Genomic DNA, 19,603 nt, shown 5'->3' with positions numbered 1-19,603 from the left:
CCGAGCCGGGTCGCCCGGTCGTGCTGCGCGGCGGGACGGTCCTGACCATGGACGACGCGGGCACGGTGCTCGAGAACGCCGACGTGCTGGTGGTGGACGACCGGGTGGCTGCGGTCGGCGCGGCCCTCGACGTCCCGGACGGCACCTTCGAGATCGACGCGACCGGCGGCATCGTCATGCCAGGCATGATCGACACCCACCGGCACATGTGGCAGACCGCGATGCGCGGCTACGGCGCGGACTGGACGCTGACCCAGTACTTCGTCTGGTACTACCTCGAGCACGGCAAGGTGTTCCGCCCGCAGGACGTGCACGCCGGCAACCTGGTCTCGGCCTGGGACGCGCTGGAGGCCGGGGTCACCACCACGGTCGACTGGTCGCACGGCTTGCAGAGCGTGGACCACGCCGAGGCGGCCGTCGACGCGCTGCAGGCGGTGCCGGGCCGGTTCGTGCTGGCCTACGGCAACATCCAGGCCGCTCCGTGGGAGTGGACCGCGGACAAGTCCGTGCAGTCCTTCCTGGAGCGGCGGCGCACCGGGGCCGGCGACATGCTCGGCTTCCAGCTCGCCTTCGACGTCACGGGCGACCCGGAGTTCCCCGAGCGTGCCGCCTTCGAGGTGGCCCGCGAGCTCGGCCTGCCGGTCACGACCCACGCCGGCGTCTGGGGTGCGACCAACGACGCGGGCATCAAGCTGATGCACGAGAACGGATTCATGACACCGGAGAACGTCTATGTGCACGCGGCGACCCTGGAGCCCGACTCCTACCACCGCATCGCCGCGACCGGTGGCAGCATCTCGGTGTCCACCGAGTCCGAGCAGAGCGCCGGCCAGGGCTACCCGCCCACCTGGCAGGTCCGCCGGCACGACATCCCGGTGTCGCTCTCGATGGACACCAGCGTCTGGTGGAGTGGAGATCTGTTCTCTGCCATGCGGACCACGCTCGGCGCGGACCGCTCGCGCGAGCACCTGGAGGCGCACATCAAGGGCGACACGGTGACCAACGTGCACCTGCGCGCCGAGCACGTCGTGCAGTGGGCCACCCGCGGCGGCGCTGCCGCGCTCGGTCGCGACGACCTGGGCAGCCTGCAGCCAGGCAAGAAGGCGGACGTCGTGCTGATCAAGAACGACGCCTCGCCGGTGTCGTTCCCGCTGCTGAACCCCTACGGCCACATCGCCTTCCAGGCGCAGCGCGGCGACGTGCACACGGTGCTGGTGGACGGCCGGGTGGTCAAGTACCAGCACCGGCTCGTCGGTGCCGACCTGGCCGCCGTGCGCGGGCAGGTGCAGGACACGGTCGAGTACCTGCGTTCCACCCTCGGTGCGGACGCCTGGGCCGGCGGCATGAACCCCGACCTACCGCACGACGAGGTGCTGGACAACCCCTACCAATACACGGCCTACAAGTCCGACAGCACGCACCAGGCGCGCGGCAGCGTGTTCGGCCTGACCGCGGACGACGGGAGCTGAGCCGTCAGATGGCGGGACGGGGGACGGGTCCTGACTTCGTCGAGGCGCTGGCCCGCGGGCTGGACATCCTGGCCTGCTTCGACGTGGACCACCGTCGGTTGTCCCTGAGCGAGGTCGCGGCGAACGCCGGCCTGGCTCGCCCGACGGCTCGCCGGCTGCTGAAGACGTTGGAGGAGCTGGGTTTCGTCCGCTCGGTGGACGGCGCGTTCGAGCCGACCCCGCGGGTGCTCTCACTCGGGATGGCCTACATCGCCTCGCAGGGCATGTGGGACATCGCTCGCCCGCACCTGCAGGAGCTGGTCGCCAGCACCGGCGAGTCGTCGTCGATGGCCCAGCTCGACGGTTCGGACATCGTCTACGTCGCCCGGGTCTCGGTGCCGAAGCTGATCGCGCTGCGGGTCGAGATCGGCACCCGCTTCCCAGCGGTCCCGACGTCCCAGGGCAAGGTGCTGTTGGCTGCGCTGCCGCCGGACGAGCTGGCCGTCGCCCTCGCCGTGCCCAGCCGGTCCGCGCTGCCGCCCTACATCGGCCGGTCGTCGCAGCACCTGCACGAGGAGCTGATCCAGGTGCGGGCCAGGGGGTGGGCGCTGGCCGACGAGGAGCTCGCACCCGGCGTCCGGTCGATCGCCGTTCCGGTGCGGGACGGCGCGGGCGTCGTCCGGGCGGCCATGAACGTGACGGTGCACGCCGCCGAGACCTCCACCCAGCTGCTGCTGCGTGAGCACCTGCCCAAGCTGCTGCACACGGCGGGGGAGGTCAGCGCGGAGTGGGCGCTGTGGCAGTCCCGTCCGCACGTCGAGGTCAAGCCCGGCAGCCAGCAGCGCGCGTGAGGGCGCCGCTGGAGTCCGTTCCGAGCTGGCCCGTCCGGCCCCGAGTTGCCGAAACCCCCTGCTGCCGCTTCCATCGAGACAAGCAGGGGACCGGCTAGGTCAGGAGAGCAGTGATGGACGGGTCGACCGTTCTTTGGATCGTCATCGCGGTCGTGGTGGTCGCGGTGGTCGTCGCGGTGTTCCTCGCGATGTCGCGTCGACGCCAGGCAGTCCGGCGAAGCCGGGAGGCGCAGGCGCTGCGCGAGCAGGCGCAGGCTCATGAGGTCGAGGTGCAGCGCCGTGAGGCCGCAGCGGCCGAGGTCGACGCGCGGGCCCGTCAGGCCCAGGCGGAGGCGGACGTCAAGGCGGCCCAGGCGGCTCAGCTGCAGGCGGACGCGCAGTCACGACAGGAGGAGGCCGCTTCGGCCCGTGGGGAGCAGGAGGAGCAGCTGCGCCGGGCGGACGAGGTCGACCCGGCCACGGTGACCGACGAGCGGGTGACCGACGAGCGGGTGACCGACGATCGGGTGACCGACGATCGGGTGACCGACGATCGGGTGACTGACGAGCGGGCGATGGACGCTCGGGCGATGGACGCTCGGGCGATGGACGATCGGGTGGAGCGCTGAGGCAGCGCGCCTGGAGGGGCCACCGTGGCAGATCCATTCAGGCTGCAGCGTTTCGTCGACGCCCAGGATGGCGGCGGCACCTATGACCAGGCGCTGCGCGAGCTGCGTGCGGGCGGCAAGCGCTCGCACTGGGTCTGGTTCGTCTTCCCCCAGATCGCCGGCCTGGGCCACAGCCCGATGGCGCAGGAGTATGCGATCAGCGGCTCCCCGGAGGCCGCCGCGTACCTGGACCACCCGGTGCTCGGGCCGCGGCTGCTGGAGTGCGCTCGGGCGCTGACCGCCCTGCCGGGCCACGACCCCGTGGCCGTCCTGGGGGGCATCGACGCGCTGAAGGTCCGCTCGTCGATGACCTTGTTCGCCGCGGTGGCTGCGCAGCAACCGGTGTTCGACCTGGTGCTCGAGCAGTACTACGACGGTCGACCCGACGCGGCCACGACCGCGCGCCTGTGAGGGCGTTGACAAACCGGGCATACCGGCGAAGGCTCGGCAACGGTCTCACGACGGGGGAACAGACGATGCCACAGCAGCGCAGAATGCGGACGTACCGGCCAGCTGTCCCGACGGCCGTGGCGGTCGGGTTGGCTCTTGTGCTGGCGATCGCCTCGGTGGTCACCACCGGAGCAGGACCGGCCGCGGCCGCTCGCTCCGCACCTGTTGCAGCCCAACAGCTGCACTGGACGCCGTGCCCGTTCCCGGACGCACCGGCCGAGCTGCAGTGCGCGTCCGTCGCGGTGCCGCTTGACTACGCCCACCCGGGCGGCGCCAAGACGGTCGTCACGGTCGACCGGCTGCCCGCCGTCGGCGGACCGCGGGTGGGCAGCCTGGTGTTCAACCCAGGCGGCCCGGGTGGGTCCGGCACCGAGATCGTCTACGGCGAGTCGATCGGCGCCGGGTTCTTCTCCGCAGGGGTCCGTCGGCACTTCGACCTGATCGGCCTCGACCCGCGCGGGGTCGGGCTCAGCAACCCGGTCAAGTGCGACCCGGCCGTGTTCAACGCGCGGGTTTCGCTCTTCCCGAAGACCGAGGCTGGGTTCCGCCGGCTGGTGGCGCACAACCGGGCGTTCGGCGAGAGCTGCCGACGGCTGACCGGTCCGCTGCTGGAGCACGTGGACACCCTGAGCGCGGCCAAGGACATCGAGGCCCTGCGGCAAGCGCTCGGTGAAGGCAAGCTCAACTACCTCGGCCTCTCGTACGGCACCCAGCTCGGTGAGACCTACGCCGACCTGTACCCGCACCGCATCCGCACCATGGCGCTGGACGGTGCGCTGGTGCACTCGCTGCCTGCCACCACGCTGTTCGCCGACGAGGAGACGGGCTACGACATCGAGCTGAAGCGCTTCGCGCGCTGGTGCGACCAGACGGCGAGCTGCGCCCTGCACGGGCGTCCCGTGCTGCCGCTGTTCGACCGGGTCGTCGCCACCGCGGACCAGCACCCGATCCCGGCCTCGGGCTGCGCAACCAACGGCTGCCGCCCCGAGGTCACCGGGGACGACATCCGGTTCAACACGCAGGGGTTGCTGCTGTTCAAGACCCCGATCCCGTTCATCGCCCCCGACGGCTGGAACGACCTCGCGGTGGCGCTGGCCCAGGCCGCGGCCGGGGATGCCAGCGGGTTCTCGATGCCCCTGGCCTCGGCGCCGGACGACGGCGCGATGAACGCCGGGGGTCTGGCCGTCGAGTGCCTGGACTGGCCCGACCCGATCCACACGTTCGCCGACATGCAGCGCTACGAGGCTTTCGGGCAGCTGCTGTCGCCGCGGCTGCGCGGCGCCAGCCAGTCCTGGACCATCCTGGCCGGCTGCCTCGGCTGGCCGGCTCCCGCGACCAACCCGCCCGCGCCGATCGAGGTCACCGGCACGCCGCCGATCCTGCTGGTCAACGCCACCCACGACCCGTCGACGCAGTACGTGTGGGCCCAGCAGATGGCCACGGAGCTGCGCACCAGCGTGCTGGTGACTCGGGCCGGCGACGGTCACACGACGTACCTGACGCACGGACCCAGCCGCACCCGCGACGCGATCGACCGCTACCTCGTGACCGGGAGGACACCGCCACCCGGAACCGTCTACCAGAACTAGCTCACCCGCCCGGGTTCAGCCCGCGGGACTGGCCGCCTGGCACTCCGCCGGCTCAGTGGAGCTGGTGAAGGCGAGCACCTCGCTGTCCACCTGCTCGTTCTGCAGCACGACCTCCATCAGGCCAACCGGTTGGCAGGTCACGTAGAAGCCGACCCGCGCATCGACGGCCTCCTGCTTTCCCGCGTCGGTCGACGGCTTGTCGAAGCAGTAGACCTTGAAGGGGTGACGGGCCACCCGAAGGTTCTCGTAGTAGTAGTACGCGTGAGCGTGGGAGTCGTTGGTGTTGTTGAGCATCTGCGTGTCCAAGACGACGAGCCACTGCCCGTCCGTGGCCGGTCGCCAGCGCGCTGATCTGGCCGAGAAGGCTAGCGAGCCGGCCGTGCCGTCGGACAGGTCCACGGTCCGGTCTGCGACGACGTCGATGTCGTGCCAGTCGGTGCCGGACGTCGAGGGGCAGCCGCCCGGGTCGGCGTTCGATCCGTCGTCGCGCTGGTTCTGCACGTACCACCAGGCGCTCCCACCGGCGGCGAGGGCGAGCGCGACGAGCCCGGCCGCGACGCCGAGCCGGGCGCGACGGCCGCGCAGCCCCTGTGGTGCAAGGCTCGGCTCGCCGCGCAACGACCGCAGCAGCCGCTCGACGTCCTGGTGGAAAGTGTCGTCCCGCAGCGTGATGGCCTGCCGGGTCGCCAGCTCCTTCAGGTCCTGCGGCAGCTCCGCGGCGCTGGGCAGGGCGGCTCCGCCGACCAGCACCGGCACGACCCGGACGTCCGAGCGCAGCCCGTGCGCGACCTCCATCCGGACCAGGTCGTCCGCCTGGAAAAGCCGGCGCTCACCCTCCGCGGTGAGAGCACCGAGCCAGCCGGGTCCGATGATCGCCAGCAGTGCGTCCGAGCGAGCCAGCCAGCCGTCCACCTCCTCGGGGAAGTCGACCCCCGGGACGATCGTCGCGACGTCCTGGAACACGTTCGCCCTGCCCAGCGCCGCCCCCAAGGCGTCGGTGATCCGGCCGGCATAGCCGCTGACGTCGCTGCGGCGGTAGCTGACGAACACCGTCAGAGCCCGGCGCTTCACGTTCGCCCCCTGCCTACGCGGACAGCACAGCCACGAAGGCCGCCAGGTAGGTCAGCGCGAACAGGATCGGGATACAGGTCTCGATGTACGTGAGCGGCCAGTACCGCCGCAGACCCTTGCCCTCATCGAGGGCACGCCACTCGCCTCGCGCGTAGGGGGACGCCGGCAGCCGGGTCTCGAGCAGCCTCACCACCTCGTACTTGGCCGTGTTGAGCAGCCGGTACGAACGGACGAGCCAGAACCAGGCGAGGCACTGGCCGAGCAACGCGGTCAGCGGGAACGCCAGCCACCAGGGCTGTTCGGGTCGGCCGGACCGCAGAGCGGCGACCAGGGCGAAGATCGCGGTGTTCAGGGTGAGGAAGAACGTGTTGGTCAGCCCTCGTCGCTGGCTGACCCGGTCGGCCATCTCGACGTACAGCTTGTACTGCTCGAGCAACGCGCCCTGCTGGGCCGCCCGGTCACCGCCGTAGCGCGCCAGGGCGTCCTCGTTCCAGAGCCGATCCTCCAGCGCCATCGGACCCCCTCCCGACCTCGCGAACGGCCGCACGAAGGTCGTGCTGCAGGTCGCGATGGTCCGAGTGTTCCAGGCTTACTCGCGCAGGTCGCGCAGAATCCGCTGGCTGGCGAGCTTGCCGGGTGCCCCGATCACGCAGCCACCGGGGTGAGTGCCCGAGCCGCACTGGTAGTAGCCGTCGATCGGCGTGGCGTACTGGCTCCACCCCGGGGCGGGCCGGAAGAAGTACATCTGTGGCGCCAGGAACTCGCCGGCGAAGATGTTGCCCTCGGTGAGCCCGGTGACCCGCTCGATGTCCAGAGGCGTGACGACCTCGCGGTGCAGCACCAGGTCGCCGAAGCCCGGGAAGTGCGACTCCAGCACCGCCTGCGCCTTGTCCGCGAAGGGTTCGCGCTCGGTGTCCCAGTCGCTGCCCTTGAGCTCGTACGGCGCGTACTGCACGAAGCACGACATGACGTGCTTGCCGGGCGGGGCCATGTCCGGGTCGACCATCGACTGGATCGAGGCGTCGATGTAGGGCCGCTCGCTGTACCAGCCGTACTTGCTGGCGTCGAAGGCGCGCTCGACGTACTCGATGGTCGGGCCGAGGTTCAGGAAGCCGCCGTAGTGATCGGTGGTGTCCCGCAGGGCGGGGAAGACCGGCAGTCCGTCGAGGGCGAAGTTGACCTTCGCAGACACGCCGCGGAACTTCATCCGCTCGATGTTGTCCACCAGGTCCGCCGGCAGCTCGCGCGGGTTGACCAGCTCGAGGAACGTGCGGCGCGGGTCGAGCGCGGACACCACGACCGGCGCCCGCAGCTCGGTGCCGTCCTCGAGGGCGACCCCGACAGCGCGCCCCTCGTGGGTGAGCACCGAGCTGACCGGTGCATCGACCCGGATCTCCGCGCCGAACGACTCGGCCGCCCGGGCCAGCACCTGGGTGAAGCCGCCGTTGCCGCCCTTGTGGAAGGCCCACGAGCCGAGGTGCCCGTCGTGCTCGCCCATCTTGTGGAACAGCAGCACGAGCCCGGACCCCGGTGACATCGGGCCGACCTTCGAGCCGATCACGCTGGACGACGCGTGGTAACCCTTGACCGCCTCGTGCACGAAGTAGTCCTCGAGCCAGTCCGAGGCGCTACCGGTGAGCAGCCGCACCACGTCGTGGACCACCTTCTGCTCGATGCCGCCGAGGTGGTCCAGCAGCCAGCCGACGTCGGCCTGATCCTGCGGGTCCTTGCCGAACAGGTTGGGCGGGGGGTTGTCGAACAGCGGTCGCACCGCCTGGACGACGCGGTCCAGGTCGTGGTGGTAGCGGTCGTAGCTGTCGGCGTCCCGCGGTGAGTGCCGACGGATCTCCTGGATGTTCTGGCCGTGGTCGTCGCCGAACAGCAGGTAGTCGCCGTCCCCGGTGGGGTGGAACGAGGACGGCATCATCAGTGGCATGAACCCGTGCTGCACGAGGTCGAGCTCGGCGATGATCTGCGGGCGCAGCAGGCTCAGCGCGTAGGAGAACGTGGTGAAGGAGAAGCCCGGCACCAGCTCCTCGGTGATCGCCGCGCCACCGACCAGGCCGCGGCGCTCCAGCACCAGCGTGCGCAGACCGGCCTTGGCCAGGTAGCCGGCGTTGACCAGCCCGTTGTGGCCGCCACCGACCACGATGGCGTCGTAGGTCGAGCGGTCGCCGCTCGGGCCGGCGGTCGTCGAGCTGGCGGTCGTCATGGCTTGGCCGTCTTCCTCGGGGGGTTGAACAGGGGCATCTTCGCCGTGCGCGCCGCGACGGTGGTGTTGTGGTGCTGGATCGCCAGCTCCATCCGTACGGACCCGCCGGGCGAGCCGGCGCTGGGCGCCAGGTGCGGGCGCACCCGGGCCAGTCCGATGTGGCGCTGCAGCACCGGCGAGTACATGAAGCTGGTGACGTAGCCGACCTGTGCGCCGCCGTCGTCGTCGTACAGCATCGACTCGTACGGCAGTGGGTTCTCGTTCTTCGGCGGCAGCAGGCCGGCGTCGCGGTACAGCGAGTCCCACTCCTGCCAGTCGACGACGACCGAGACAGCGGCCCATCGCGAGGTGCGTCCGGCCAGCTCGCGACGGATCGCCGCGCCGCCGATGAACGAGCGGTCGTCGTCCTGCAGCCCGCGCAGCATCCACCCCATGCCCAGCTCGGTCGGCGTGACCCGCTCGTGGTCGGTGAAGGCGAGGCGGCTGTTGTGCCACTCGACGTCGACCAGCGGCAGGCCGGCCTCGATCCGCAGCATCGTCATCGCCTCCTCGCCATACGGGCGCAGGCTGTGCGCCTTGCCGGCCTCGAGCACGGCGTCCAGGACGTCCAGGGCGTCGTCCGCGCCGACGGTCACCTCGAAGCCGAGGTCGCCGGTGTAGCCGGTGCGGGACAACGTGACGGCGGCCGAGGCGACCTTGGCCGGCGTGTGCTCCATGAAGGCGAGCGAGTCCACCGCCGGCAGCAGCGCGGCCAGCGCCGCCCGGGAGCGCGGGCCTTGGACGGCCAGCACGCCGTAGGCGTCCGAGACGTCCTCGAAGCCGACCCGCAGGCCGCTGGCGTGCCCGGCGAGCCAGCCCAGGTTGGGCCGGGCGGCAGTGAGCAGGAAGTCGTTGTCCGAGTGCCGGAACACGACGCCGTCCTCCATCACGAACCCGCGCTCGTCGCACCACAGGGTGTACTGCGCGCGGCCCGGTCGGCAGGTGCGGATGTCGCGCACGAGCAGCCCCGCCAGCAGGCGCTCGGCGTCCGGGCCGTAGATCCGGTACTTGAACAGCGGGGAGGTGTCGAACAGCCCGACCCCGTTGCGCACGGCGAAGTACTCGTGCTTGGGCGCGTGGCTGTACCGCATGGCCGACAGGTAGCCCTGCCAGTGCGTGTACAGCCCCTGCGTGTTGAGCTGGCTGAGCCGCGGGTGGAACGGCGTGGTCCTGATCACCGGGTCAGCCTAGGCTCTTACTGACCAGCGCGTCAGTAACCTGCAGCCGATCGAGCACCCAGGAGTACACCTCGGCCTCGTAGCCGAGATGCGCGAACCGCCCGGACGGCCCGGCGTGCGCACCCGCACCGGTCTGGCAGCGGAACAGGCAGCGCGGCCCCCAGGCGGGGTCGCCGTGCCGCAGGGCGGCCACCCACTTGGCGGGCTCCCACACCATCACCCTCGGGTCGTGCAGGGCGCCGGTGACCAGCAGGTCCGGACGGTTGCCCGCCGGCGGCAGGTTGTCGTACGGCGAGTAGGCCAGCAGCCAGTCGAACTCGTCCTTGCGGCGCGGGTCACCCCACTCGTCCCACTCGTTCACGGTCAGCGGGATGTCCGCGTCGAACATCGTGCTGACCACGTCGACGAACGGCACCTCGGCCACCACGGCCCGCCAGCGCTGCGGCCGCTGGCTGAAGACGACGCCCTGCAGCAGCCCGCCGGCGCTCAGTCCGCGGGTGGCCAGCCGGTCGCCGTCCACCAGCCCGGCCAGTCCGTCGGCCACCGCGACGTGGTCGTCGAAGGTGTGCTGCTTGTTGCCCAGCCGGCCGTCCAGCCACCACTTGCGCCCGCCCTCACCGCCGCCCCGGACGTGCGCGTGGGCGAACACCACGCCGCGGTCCAGCAGGCTCGGCAGTGCGGGGTCCCAGTCCGGCTCGAAGGTGTACTCGTACGCGCCGTAGGCGTACAGCAGCGCCGGGGCGGTGCCGTCCAACGACGTGTCCCGGTGGTGCACGATCGTCACCGGGACGTCGGTGCCGTCCGCGGACGCGAACGCGCGGGTCTCGCTCACGTATTGCTCCGGGTCGTGGCCCGGGGCCTGCTGGCGGTGCCGCTCGACCCGCTCGCCGGTGGCCAGGTCGACGTCCGACGAGACCGGCGGGTGCACGTAGGACTGGTCGACCACGGCGAACGCGGAGGCGGTGAACTCCTGGTTGTGACCGAGCGTGACCGTGCCGGCCGCGAACTGCGGGACGACGTCACGGCCGGCGCCCGCGCTCGCTCCGGCAGGCAGCGAGTCGACCGGCAGGACGCGCAGCCGGTGCTCGCCGGCGGTGCGCAGGCTGAGCACCACGTGCGTGGCGAACGCGTCCACCCGCTCCAGCCGGGTGGCCGGGTCCTCGGCCAGCACGGGTTGCCAGTCCTGGTGGTCCTGGTCGGCCTCGCGCGGCACCGGGCAGCGGGCCAGCCGGAACTCGCTGGCCCCGTCATTGGTGACCAGCAGCAGGGCCTCGCCGTCCGGCAGCACGGCGTGCTCGGCGTGGTACTCCACGCCCGGACGGCGACCGCCGACCGAACGCGGGACGGCGTCGGTGGCGTCGACGTCCAGCACCCAGACCTCGCTCGTGTCCCGGCTGGCCGACCAGAGCACCACGAGGCGCCCGCTTCGGCAGGTCCGCACGTTGATCTCGAACCGTGGGTCCGGCTCGGCCAGGACCAGGGTGTCCTGCTCGGCCGCCGTGCCGATGACGTGCCGGCGCACCTCGTAGGGCCGGTAGGCCTCGTCGTGCACGGTGTAAAGGAACGCGGCCGAGTCAGCGCTCCAGGCCCCGCCGTAGTAGGAGCGGGGAACCCGGTCGGCCAGGTCCTCGCCCGTGCTCAGGTCGCGGAAGCGCAGCTGGTACACCTCGTCGCCGTCTGTGTCGACCGAGTAGGCCAGCAGGCCGCCGTCCGGGCTGACCAGGGTGAGCCCGAGCTCGACGTACCCCGACCCGGCCTCCTCGGCCAGCAGGTTGGCGTCCAGCAGGACCTCCCCAGAGCCGTGGATTTCGTCGAGTTCCTGCTCCTGGACCGGCGACTCCGACAGTTCCCCTGCACCCGTGGTGTTGAAATCGCGCATCAGTTGCGTGTACTCCCTTCCCGCAGGCAGGACCGTGTAGTAGGAAGTCCCTCGATACCTCCAATTGACCGACCGGTCAGTAGCGGGTACCCGACGCACCATCTCCGAGCGCAGCGTCTCCACGAGGGAGCCCAGATGTCCGGTAGCAAGTTCGTACCAAGCGAGCTCGGCACCGAGGTGAGCCAGCACCTCGGCAGAGTCGAGGTCGCGCATCCAGTGGTACGGATCCGGGCGTTCGACCGCGTGCTCGGTGTGCTCGTGCGGCTGCCGGCGCGGCTGCGGGGGACTGGTCACAGCGCGCACCGTACCCCCGTGCGAGCGGCCTCTGCCCTCGCTCTGGTGGCCGGCGCGTTGCTCGTACCGGCCGCGATGCAGCCGGCCGCCGGGGCCACCACGCCGGCCAAGTCGACGTTCACCGTGGCCCTCACCGGCGACGTGGACTCGCTGAACCCGTTCCTCGGCGTGGAGGCGAACTCCTACGAGATGTGGGCACTGACCTACGACTACCTGGTCAACTACTCGATGAAGGACATGTCGCCCGAACCGGGCCTGGCGAAGTCCTGGGACACCTCCGCCGACGGCCTGACCTGGACCTTCCACGTGCGGGACGGCGTGAAGTGGTCGGACGGTCAGCCGCTGACCGCGGCCGACGTCGCGTTCACGTTCACCCGGGTGCTCAAGGGTGAGACCGAGTCGACCAACTGGTCCTCGTACCTGAGCTCGGTGACCTCGGCGACCGCACCGGAGCCGCAGACCGTCGTGCTGAAGCTGTCCCAGCCCAACGCCGTCCTGCCGCTGCTGCCGATCCCGATCGTGCCCGAGCACATCTGGAAGGACATCACCGAGAAGCAGATGGCTACCTACCCGGCCGAGCCGAAGCCGGGAAAGCCGGTCATCGGCTCTGGACCCTTCCGGCTGATCGAGGGCACGGCGGGCGGCTCGACCTTCCGGTTCACCAAGAACCCCGACTACTGGAACGGCACGCCGCACGTCGACGAGGTCGACTACCGGGTGTTCAAGACGGACGACCCGGCCGTGCAGGCACTGATCAAGGGCGAGGTGGACTTCGTCGAAGACATCCCGCCGCTGCAGATCAAGGCGCTGCAGGGCAAGCCGGGGATCACCGCGCGCAACGGCATCTCACCGCTGTTCGAGGAGATCGGCTTCAACACCGGGGCGATCGACACCGACACCAAGAAGCCGATCGGCGACGGCATGGCGGCGCTGAAGGACCCCAAGTTCCGGCACGCGCTGGGCTACGCGGTGGACACCAAGCGCATCGTGCAGAATGCCTACCAGGGTGCGGCGCTGCCGGGCGACACGATCATCCCGACCGCCTACGACAACTACCACTGGGACGTCCCGGCGTCGCAGGCATTCACCTTCGACCTCGCCAAGGCCGGCCAGGAGCTCGACCAGGCCGGCTACAAGAAGGGCGCGGACGGTCAGCGGACCGACCCGCAGGGCAAGCCGCTCAAGACCATGCGGCTGTTCGCCCGCAGCTCCTCGCAGGCGTCGGTCAACACCATGGACTTCTTCAAGGAGTGGCTCGGCCAGGTCGGCATCAAGGCCGAGGTGACCGCGATGGACACCGGCAAGCTCGGTGACGTGATCCTGTCCGGCGACTACGACGCCTTCCAGTGGGACTGGTACGTCGAGCCCGACCCGGACTCGATCCTGTCCGACATGACCTGCGACCAGCGCGGTGGATCCTCCGACTCCTGGTACTGCAACCAGCAGTACGACGACATGTACAAGCAGCAGAACCGGGAGATGGACAAGACCAAGCGGACCGCGATCGTCAAGCAGATGCAGGAGCTGCTGTTCAACGAGTCACCGTACCTGGTGACCGCGTACACGACGATCGGCGAGGCCGTGCGGACCGACCGGTTCGCCTGCTTCCAGCCGCAGCCCGACCCGGGCGGCGTCATGCTCGTCCAGTACGGCGCGCACAACTACAGCTCGCTGCGCCCGGCCGCCCAGGCCGGCGACTGCGACGGCGTGACGTCGGCCATCGGGGCCAACCCGTCGGCCACCAGCGGCGACTCAGCGAGCAGCAGCAACACCGGCGTCTGGATCGGCATCGGCGTCGTGGTCCTGCTGCTGCTCGGAGGCGGGACGGTCGTGGCGCTCCGGAGGCGCTCCACGGCAGGCGAGCGCGAGTGACCCTTCTCGACTCCGGGGTCGCGCCGACCCCGGTCGTCCGCCGACGCAGCTACGGCCGCTACGTCGGGTCGAAGGTGCTCGGTTCGCTGGGCAGCCTGTTCTTCGTCCTACTGGTGAACTTCTTCCTGTTCCGCGTGCTGCCCGGTGACCCGGCACGCACGCTGGGCCGGGAGCGGTTCAAGACGCCGGAGCAGATGGCGGCGTTCCGGCACACCTACGGTCTGGACCAGTCGCTGCCCCAGCAGTTCGTGACCTTCCTGAAAAACACGTTCACCGGCCAGCTGGGCACGTCGCTGCGCTACCGGGTGCCGGTGTCCAACCTGATCATGGACCGGATGTGGCCCACGGTGCTGCTGGTCGGCAGCTCGACGATCTTCGCGATCATCATCGGCGTCTGGATCGGGATCAAGGGCGGGTGGAACCGCGGCAGCTTCTTCGACCGGTCGACGACCGGCTCGACCCTGACCCTTTATTCGATGCCCGAGTGGTGGCTCGGGCTGCTGCTGATCGCCGTCTTCGCGGTGGGAGTCGGACCGATCCCGGGACTGTTCCCGACCGGTGGCCTGCACACGATCGGGGTGGACCCGAACAGCCTCAAGGGTGTGCTGGACACCGCGTGGCACCTGACCCTGCCGGTGATCACACTGACCCTGGCCTACCTGGCCGACTACTCGCTGGTCATGCGCTCCTCGTTGCTGGACGAGATCGGCGAGGACTACCTGGTCACCGCGCGGGCGAAGGGTCTGCGCGACGTCCAGGTGCGCCGCCGGCACGCGGTGCGCAACGCGCTGCTGCCGACGCTGACCATCTCGGCGCTGAACATCGGCTTCATCGTCTCGGGTGCCATCACGATCGAGACGATCTTCTCCATCCCCGGCCTCGGCCTGCTGACCAGCGAGGCGCTGACCATCCCCGACTTCTGGGTGCTGCAGGGCACCTTCCTGATCGCGTCCGGCGCCGTCATCCTGGCCAACCTCGTGGTCAACCTCATGTACGGCCTGCTGGACCCGCGGGTGCGCACGTGAGCGCCGTCCAGGAGACCCAGGCCCCGCGGGTGAGCGCCCGACGGCTCGCCCGACGCCGTCGCGCGCAGTCCTGGCGCCGGGCGTGGAACACCTTCCGCCACAGTCGTTCTGGGATGCTGGGTCTGATCGTCCTGACCATCTTCGTGCTGGTCGCCATCCTCGCCCCGGTGCTCGCGCCGGAGAGCGGGCTGTCGGTGACGCAGGCCACCGGTGGGGTCCTGCAGCCGCCGTCCGCCGGCTACCCGCTGGGTACCGACGAGAACGGGCGGTCCATCCTCACGCTGCTGATCTGGGGCGCTCGCGTCTCGCTCGCGGTCGGGCTGACCGCGACGCTCATCTCCATGGTGATCGGAACGCTGGTCGGCCTGATGTCCGGCTTCTTCGAGGGCTGGCCGGCCGCAATGCTGTTCCGGCTCACCGAGTGGTTCGTGGTGCTGCCGTTCCTGCCGCTGGCACTGGTGCTGGCCAGCGTGCTGGGCCGTTCGCTGCTGAACATCGCCATCGTGATCGGCGTGACCAGCTGGCCGGGGACGGCGATGCTGATCCGCAGCCAGGCGCTGTCGGTCAAGGAACGCCCGTACCTCGAGCGCGCCCGCGTGCTCGGCGCCGGACGCTGGCGGCAGATGTCCCGGCACATCCTGCCGAACGTGATGCCGATGGTGTTCGCGAACACGACGCTGACCGTCGCGATCGCGATCCTGTCCGAGACGACTCTCAGCTTCCTCGGCCTGGGCGACCCGACCCGGGTGTCCTGGGGCTCGATGCTCGAGGCGGCGTTCTCCGTCGGTGCGATCACCACCGGTGCCTGGTGGTACATCGTGCCGCCCGGTGTCTGCGTGGTGCTGGTGGTGCTGGCCTTCACCCTGATCGGCCAGGCCCTCGAAGAGGTCTTCAACCCACGACTGCGGAGCCGCTGATGAGCGACCTGCTCGAGATCAGCGACCTGGCGGTCGCCTACCGGACCGAGGAGGGGCTGCTCCCTGCGGTCCGCGGCATCGCGCTGACCGTGCGGGCTGGTGAGGTCGTCGGCGTCGCGGGCGAGTCGGGCTGCGGCAAGTCGACGCTGGTCAGCACGGTACTTCGGTTGCAGCCCAAGGACGCCGAGGTCAGCGGTGAGGTGCGGGTCTCCGGCGCCGACGTGCTGACCATGGCCTGGGGCGACCTCCGTGCGGTGCGCTGGGGCGAGGCGTCCATCGTGTTCCAGGGCGCGTTGCACTCGCTGAACCCGGTGCACCGGGTCGGCGACCAGATCGCCGAGCCGATCCAGGTGCACGAGCCCGGCCTGTCCGTGCAGGAGACGCAGGAGCGCGTCGAGGAGCTGCTGGCCCAGGTCGGCCTGCCGGCGACCCGGCGCCGCGCGTACCCGCACCAGCTGTCCGGCGGTCAGCGCCAGCGGGTGATGATCGCAATGGCGCTGGCCTGCCGGCCGAGCCTGATCGTGGCGGACGAGCCCACCACCGCGCTGGACGTGATGGTCCAGGCCCAGATCCTCGACCTGCTCTCTGAGCTGGTCCGCGATCTGGGCGTCGGGCTGCTGATCATCAGCCACGACCTGTCGGTGCTCGCGTCGGTCTGCGACCGGGTGGCCGTGATGTATGCCGGCAAGGTGGTCGAGCGCGGTACGGCGGACGAGGTGTTCGCCGCGCCGCTGCATCCCTACTCCAAGGCCCTCTCTGACGCGTTCCCGCGGGTCGGCGACCCGGCGGCGCGCTACACGCCGGCCGGGTTGGCGGGCGACCCGCCGGACCCTCGGGACCTACCGCCGGGCTGCCCGTTCGAGCCCCGCTGCCCGCGCGCGAAGGACGCCTGCACGCAGGCCGAACCGTTGCTGCTCGAGTTCGCGGGGGACCGTGCGGCCGCGTGCATCCGGGTGGGTGAGTCGTGAGCCAGTCACTGGGCCAGGGCCAGCCGAAGGCGCCGCTGCTGGAGGCACGCGGCGTCCGGGTGGACTTCGGCACCCGCGCGGGCGCCGTCGCCCGCGCGCTGGACGGCGTGGACCTCGCCATCGGCCACGGCGAGATCATCGCGTTGGTCGGGGAGTCCGGGTCGGGCAAGACGACGCTGGCCCGCACCCTGGTCGGGCTGCAGCGACCCAGCGCCGGGCAGGTCCTGGTGGACGGTCAGCCGCTGGACTACTCCGGGCGGGGCCTGCGCAAGTTCCGCAGCCGCGTGCAGATGGTGCTGCAGGACGCCTCCGGGTCGCTGAACCCGCGCCAGACCGTCTACGAGTCGGTCGCTGAGGGCATCAGGCTGCACAAGCGGTCCTCCGACGCGCCGGGTCGTACCGAGCCGGAGCTGGTCGCCGCGGCGCTGTCAGAGTCGGGGCTGCGGCCGCCGGAGCGGCTGTTCCTGCGCTACCCGCACGAGCTGTCCGGCGGGCAGAAGCAGCGGGTGCTGATCGCGGGCGCGCTGGCGCTGCGCCCCGAGCTGCTGATCGCCGACGAGCCGGTGTCGTCGCTGGACGCCTCCATCCGCGGCGAGATCCTGGCGCTGCTGCTGAAGCTGCGCGAGGAGCTCGGCGTCGGGATCGTCGTCGTCACCCACGACCTGGGCCTGGCCTGGAACATCGCGGACCGGATCGCGGTGATGTACCTCGGCCGGGTGGTCGAGTTCGGGACGACCGAGCAGGTGCTCGAGGCGCCCCGGCACCCGTACACCAAGGCTTTGCTGTCGGTGGTGCCGGAGATCGACGATGTGGAGCCGGTCGTGCTGCGCGGCGACATCCCGGACCCGACGCACATCCCGGCGGGCTGCCGGTTCCACCCGCGCTGCCCGATGGTGGCGGACGGGACAGCGGCCCGGGCGGGGGTGGTCGAGAACTGCCTGAACGTGCCGCTGCCGGTGCTCGGCTCGGGCAGCGAGCATGCCGTCGCGTGCCATCTCGACGCCGTGCTCAGTCTCCAGAGCGACGGTCGCTGACCAGCTGGCCAACTGACCGACTGAGCAACTGAGCAGCGGGCCGGGCGAACGCGAGCCGGTCGGGCTGCAGAACTCCTGCAGCCCGACCGGCTTCGTCGTTCTCTCGCAGTGCGGCTACGAGACCGTCAGGCTTCCGGACGTCAGTTCGTTGTTCACCGCGAACGTCTTGGTCGAGCCCTTCTTGACCCTCAGCGTCAGCACGTCCGGTGAACCGTCTGTCGCCTTGATGGTCAGGACGTAACCGGGCAGCCCCTTCCACGTGCCGTTCAGGGTCGCCGTCCCCACGTGGCCGGAGACGGTCAGCGTGGTGGCCGAGGTGCTCGTGAAGGTGCCCTTGGGCGAGATCACGGTCGCCGACCCGCTCACGACGGTGCCCGTCTTGGTGACCGAGAACCGGAACGTCGTGAGGTTGCCACCCGATGCCGGGCGCAGCGTGCCGTCACCGGTGATGGCGTGGTTGACGGCCACCGGGGTCACGGTGATCGGTGCCACCGCCCCGCTGGGAGTGACCGTGTAGCCGTCGGCCGCGGTCCCGGTGACGTTGTTGGTGTACGTGCCCGGCGTGGTTGAGACGTGCACCGAGAAGTGGATGCTCGCCGTACCGGAGGCCGGCACCGAGAGCGGGCCCCAGGTGAGGTTCTGCCCGACGATGCCTGGGTTGGCCGTCGTGGCACCTGTGGTCGAGCCCGTCACGTAGGTGAATCCCGCCGGCAGTGCGTCGGTCAGGGTGCTCACCGACACGCCGGAGCTGTTGGGGTTCGTGAGGGTGACGGTGTACCCGTCCTGAGATCCGGCCGTGGCTGTGCTCGCGTCAGCCGTCTTGGTCACGCCGATCGGGGACTTCACGGCACCGGGTGTGACGGTGATCGGAGCCGTGGGTCCGGTGGCGGCGACGGTGTAGCCGGTGGCCGCGCCGTCGACGCTGTTGGTGTACGTGCCCGGGGTCGTCGAGACGTCGACCCCGAAGTGGATGCTCGCGCTTCCGCCGGCCGGGGCGGTGATGGGACCCCAGGTCAGGCTCTGGCCCGAGATCGAGGGGTCAGCCGTGGTGGCACCCGATGTGGTGCCGGCCCGGTACGTGAAGCCCGCCGGCAGGGTGTCGACGACCGAGCCCACCGTCACCGCGGCGCTGTTCGGGTTGGACACCGTGATGGTGTATCCGTCCTGACCGCCGGCGGTCACCGACGCCGCATCCGCGGTCTTGGTCAGGGTCAACGGCTGGCGGCCCAGTGGCGAGAACGTCACCAAGGACGAGTACGTCGCCGTCGCGCCGGCCGCCAGCGTGGTGCTCCAGGACAGCCCCAGCCCGTTGTCGATGTCGCTGCTGCACTGGCAGGTGTTCGGGAGCGAGGCCTGTGAGCCGACGGCGCCCCACACCGTGGCGAAGAAGTCCTCGAGGTAGCTGCTGCCGGTTGTCAGCGGCAGCATCTGCTCGATGCGGCTGCCCGGGGCGAGGCTCGTGGTGCAGGTGATGGCCCCGGTGGCTGGGTCGTGAATGCCGAATCCGAAGTCCGAGTTCTGCAGGAAACAGTCACCGGCGCGGTAAACAACAACCCCTTTCGGCGTAGCCGAGCCGTTATTCAGCGAAATGTCCGTCGTGTACGACTCCTCGCCGACGACATAACTGTCCCGCTGGGTCAAGGTAATACCGCTCGCACCTGCGGCCACGACGGTCGTTATGCGATATGGACTGGCATTTGTTCCGGCGCCGGCCACTGCGGACTGGCTCACCTCGGTCCACGTCGTTCGAGGCGCGGCGGAGCCCCCGGCCGGAATGCTCGCCGGGCCGTACAGAGTTCCACCAACGGCGAGCAAGGTGCCGCACGCCGTGTTCCCGAACCACTCTCCGTCCACGTCTCCGGTGTGGTTGACCGCGCAGTTCAGGTCGCTGGTGATCGCGATGGAGGTCAGCGGACCCGCCGAGGAGATCGTGGCAGTGCTCGCCGATGCCCAGACGGCGGCGCCCGGCAGTGCCACTGCGGCCAATGCCGCGAGCGGAACGGTGATGGCAATTCGCCGACTCATTTTCTGGGTGTGCAATAGGGCTCGATGCATGACGCGGTCCCTTCGGAAATGTGGCCGCGGCCCCCACCCCGGGACGCACGCTCGGGCTGAAAGTACTCCTCGCC

Annotated in this window: 16 protein-coding genes; 10 read left to right on the top strand and 6 right to left on the bottom strand. The window is 70.4% G+C overall.

Translation table 11 applies throughout. The features are described 5' to 3' along the window. Nucleotides 1-47: 47 nt before the first annotated feature. From ACPPVT_RS17810 to ACPPVT_RS17790, 5 genes are all read left to right on the top strand, one after another. The gene (locus tag ACPPVT_RS17810; RefSeq protein ID WP_426567198.1) at nucleotides 48-1,469 is read left to right on the top strand and encodes an amidohydrolase family protein; all 1,422 of its coding nucleotides are present in this window, start codon (nucleotides 48-50) and stop codon (nucleotides 1,467-1,469) included. A gap of 8 nt (nucleotides 1,470-1,477) precedes the next feature. Then, nucleotides 1,478-2,299, top strand: a complete 822-nt coding sequence (locus ACPPVT_RS17805; protein ID WP_426562589.1) for an IclR family transcriptional regulator domain-containing protein — start codon at nucleotides 1,478-1,480, stop codon at nucleotides 2,297-2,299. Nucleotides 2,300-2,412: 113 nt separating this feature from the next. Next, a complete protein-coding gene (locus tag ACPPVT_RS17800; protein WP_426562587.1) occupies nucleotides 2,413-2,907 on the top strand; it encodes a hypothetical protein in 495 nt (164 codons plus the stop codon). 24 nt (nucleotides 2,908-2,931) lie between these two features. Next, complete coding sequence (locus ACPPVT_RS17795) at nucleotides 2,932-3,357, top strand: DUF1810 domain-containing protein (RefSeq protein ID WP_426562585.1); 426 nt, start codon at nucleotides 2,932-2,934, stop codon at nucleotides 3,355-3,357. An 83-nt stretch (nucleotides 3,358-3,440) separates the two neighbouring features. Further along, on the top strand, nucleotides 3,441-4,985 hold the full coding sequence (locus ACPPVT_RS17790; RefSeq protein ID WP_426562583.1) for an alpha/beta hydrolase: 1,545 nt from the start codon (nucleotides 3,441-3,443) through the stop codon (nucleotides 4,983-4,985). Between the two features lie 15 nt (nucleotides 4,986-5,000). On the opposite strand, the gene ACPPVT_RS17785 is transcribed toward ACPPVT_RS17790, so the two are convergent. The 5 genes from ACPPVT_RS17785 to ACPPVT_RS17765 form a co-directional block, all read right to left on the bottom strand. Further along, on the bottom strand, nucleotides 5,001-6,056 hold the full coding sequence (locus tag ACPPVT_RS17785; RefSeq protein WP_426562581.1) for a toll/interleukin-1 receptor domain-containing protein: 1,056 nt from the start codon (nucleotides 6,054-6,056) through the stop codon (nucleotides 5,001-5,003). A gap of 13 nt (nucleotides 6,057-6,069) precedes the next feature. Beyond that, the gene (locus ACPPVT_RS17780; protein ID WP_426562579.1) at nucleotides 6,070-6,570 is read right to left on the bottom strand and encodes a RipA family octameric membrane protein; all 501 of its coding nucleotides are present in this window, start codon (nucleotides 6,568-6,570) and stop codon (nucleotides 6,070-6,072) included. 75 nt (nucleotides 6,571-6,645) lie between these two features. Beyond that, nucleotides 6,646-8,268, bottom strand: a complete 1,623-nt coding sequence (locus ACPPVT_RS17775) for a phytoene desaturase family protein (protein WP_426562577.1) — start codon at nucleotides 8,266-8,268, stop codon at nucleotides 6,646-6,648. After that, nucleotides 8,265-9,485, bottom strand: a complete 1,221-nt coding sequence (locus tag ACPPVT_RS17770; RefSeq protein ID WP_426562575.1) for an aminomethyltransferase family protein — start codon at nucleotides 9,483-9,485, stop codon at nucleotides 8,265-8,267. Before ACPPVT_RS17770 ends, ACPPVT_RS17775 begins: the two co-directional genes overlap by 4 nt. Nucleotides 9,486-9,489: 4 nt before the next feature. Then, the gene (locus tag ACPPVT_RS17765; protein ID WP_426562573.1) at nucleotides 9,490-11,658 is read right to left on the bottom strand and encodes a S9 family peptidase; all 2,169 of its coding nucleotides are present in this window, start codon (nucleotides 11,656-11,658) and stop codon (nucleotides 9,490-9,492) included. Between the two features lie 75 nt (nucleotides 11,659-11,733). Between ACPPVT_RS17765 and ACPPVT_RS17760 the strand changes: the two genes are divergently transcribed. The 5 genes from ACPPVT_RS17760 to ACPPVT_RS17740 are packed head-to-tail and all read left to right on the top strand — an operon-like array spanning nucleotide 11,734 to nucleotide 17,474. Next, nucleotides 11,734-13,530, top strand: coding sequence for an ABC transporter substrate-binding protein (locus tag ACPPVT_RS17760; protein ID WP_426567197.1), 1,797 nt, complete (start codon nucleotides 11,734-11,736; stop codon nucleotides 13,528-13,530). Continuing rightward, nucleotides 13,527-14,555: an ABC transporter permease gene (locus ACPPVT_RS17755; RefSeq protein WP_426562571.1), complete on the top strand. Its 1,029-nt coding sequence runs from the start codon at nucleotides 13,527-13,529 to the stop codon at nucleotides 14,553-14,555. The genes ACPPVT_RS17760 and ACPPVT_RS17755 overlap by 4 nt, the downstream gene beginning before the upstream one ends. Beyond that, on the top strand, nucleotides 14,552-15,472 hold the full coding sequence (locus ACPPVT_RS17750; protein ID WP_426562569.1) for an ABC transporter permease: 921 nt from the start codon (nucleotides 14,552-14,554) through the stop codon (nucleotides 15,470-15,472). Before ACPPVT_RS17755 ends, ACPPVT_RS17750 begins: the two co-directional genes overlap by 4 nt. Beyond that, nucleotides 15,472-16,440, top strand: a complete 969-nt coding sequence (locus ACPPVT_RS17745; protein WP_426562567.1) for an ABC transporter ATP-binding protein — start codon at nucleotides 15,472-15,474, stop codon at nucleotides 16,438-16,440. The genes ACPPVT_RS17750 and ACPPVT_RS17745 overlap by 1 nt, the downstream gene beginning before the upstream one ends. Continuing rightward, entirely contained in the window at nucleotides 16,437-17,474 is a 1,038-nt protein-coding gene (locus tag ACPPVT_RS17740; RefSeq protein WP_426562565.1) for an ABC transporter ATP-binding protein, read from the top strand. Before ACPPVT_RS17745 ends, ACPPVT_RS17740 begins: the two co-directional genes overlap by 4 nt. A gap of 114 nt (nucleotides 17,475-17,588) precedes the next feature. Here the strand turns inward: ACPPVT_RS17740 and ACPPVT_RS17735 are convergent, their stop codons facing one another. Beyond that, the gene (locus ACPPVT_RS17735) at nucleotides 17,589-19,529 is read right to left on the bottom strand and encodes a hypothetical protein (RefSeq protein WP_426562563.1); all 1,941 of its coding nucleotides are present in this window, start codon (nucleotides 19,527-19,529) and stop codon (nucleotides 17,589-17,591) included. Between the last annotated feature and the right edge of the window lie 74 nt (nucleotides 19,530-19,603).

The sequence above is a fragment of the Angustibacter sp. McL0619 genome (assembly GCF_049994355.1).
Classification (GTDB): Bacteria; Actinomycetota; Actinomycetes; order Actinomycetales; family Angustibacteraceae; genus Angustibacter.
The sequence above is the reverse complement of the archived record's forward strand: the minus strand, read 5'-3'. Positions and strand labels throughout refer to the sequence as shown.